This window comes from Cupriavidus sp. GW822-FHT02D05, from assembly GCF_058802485.1.
In genome coordinates, this window is record NZ_JBXAOE010000076.1 from 1 (window position 1) to 1,789 (window position 1,789).

Consider the following 1,789-nt stretch of genomic DNA (forward strand, 5'->3'; position numbering starts at 1 on the left):
GCTCAAACGTAGTCCTTGTACTTGTCGAGCATGCGCACGGGCTTGGCCAGCGCGTCGCGGCGGAACGGGTCGCCGAGCTCACGGGTGCACATGATCTCGATGATGGTGGTCTTGCCGTGGTGCATCTGCAGGTCGATGGCGCGCTTGAGCGCCGGGCCGACGTCTTCCAGCTTGTCCACCACGATGCCCTCGGCGCCCATGGCGCGGGCGATCTCGGCGAAGCTCTGGTTGTCCAGCTCGCCGGCGACAAAGCGGCGGTTGTAGAAGTCCACCTGGTTTTTCTTCTCCGCGCCCCACTGGCGGTTGTGGAACACCACGGCCGTCACCGGGATGTTGTGGCGCACGGCGGTCATGGTCTCCATCAGGCTCATGCCCCAGGCGCCGTCGCCGGCGTAGGACACGGCCGGGCGGTGGGGTGCGGCCACCTTGGCGCCCATGATGGTGGGGAAGGCATAGCCGCAGTTGCCCCAGCTCATGGCGGCAAAGAAGCTGCGCGGCTTGTTGAAGCGCAGGTAGCTGTTGGCCACCGAGTTGATGTTGCCGATGTCGGTGGAGACCATCACGTCTTCGGGCATGGCCTTCTCCAGCTCGCGCAGGACCTGGCGCGGATGCAGGTAGTGTCCGCCGGTGGGCGTGCGCTCGTGCTTCTGCTCGTCGATCATGTCCAGGCTGTAGGGGTCGCGCTCGTGGGTCCACTCGTCGAGTTCTTTCTCCCAGGCGGCCTTCTCGGCGGCGATCTGTCCGGCGCGGTCTTCGCGGGAGGCGTCGCAGGCCAGCGTGCGGCCGGCCAGGCGCTCGGTCAGTGCCACGGCTGCGGCCTTGGCATCGCCGCAGATGCCCACCGAGATCTTCTTGACCAGGCCGAGCATCTTGTGGTCGGCATCGATCTGGATGATCTTGGCGTGCTTGGGCCAGTAGTCCATGCCGTGCTGGGGCAGGGTGCCGAAGGGTCCGAGGCGCGAGCCGAGGGCGATGACGACATCGGCGCGGGCGAGCAGCTTCATGGCCGCCTTGGAGCCCTGGTAGCCCAGCGGGCCGCACCACAGCGGGTGGCTGGCGGGGAAGGAGTCGTTGTGCAGGTAGCTGTTGACCACCGGGGCGCCCAGCCGCTCGGCCAGCGCCTGGCATTCGTCGATGGCATCGGCCATGACCACGCCGCCGCCGGAGATGATGACGGGGAACCTGGCCTTGGCGATCAGCTCGGCGGCTTCATTCAGGCGCTGGTCGCCGCCGGGGCCGCGGTCCAGGCGCTGGGGCTGGGGGATCTCGGCCTTGATCTGGCCGTAGAAGTAGTCGCGGGGGATATTGAGCTGGGTCGGTCCCATCTCGGCCATGGCGCGGTCGAAGCAGCGGCCGGTGTACTCGGCCATGCGCGCGGGGTGGGTGACGTGTCCCTGGTACTTGGTGAACTCCTGGAACATGGGCAGTTGCTTGGCTTCCTGGAAGCCGCCCAGGCCAATGCCCATGGTGCCGGCCTCCGGGGTGACGATGACCACCGGGCTATGTGCCCAGTAAGCGGCGGCGATGGCGGTCACGCAGTTGCTGATGCCGGGGCCGTTCTGTCCGATGACGACGCCGTGGCGGCCCGAGACGCGGGCGTAGCCGTCGGCCATGTGGCCAGCGCCTTGCTCGTGCACGACGGGGATCAGGCGGATGCCGGCGGGGGCGAAGATGTCCATGGCGTCCATGAAGGCCGAGCCCATGATGCCGAACATGTCGGTGACGCCATTGGCGGCCAGGGTCTCGACAAAGGCTTCCGACGGGGTCATCTCCTGCGGGCCGGTGGTGG

The 1,789-nt window shown here is 67.7% G+C and carries 1 protein-coding gene; it reads right to left on the bottom strand.

The features are described 5' to 3' along the window. Positions 1–2 precede the first annotated feature (2 nt). Positions 3–1,789: sulfoacetaldehyde acetyltransferase (xsc, locus tag AC1RQK_RS40395; protein WP_492815253.1), on the bottom strand; the 1,787-nt coding region annotated here is incomplete at its 5' end.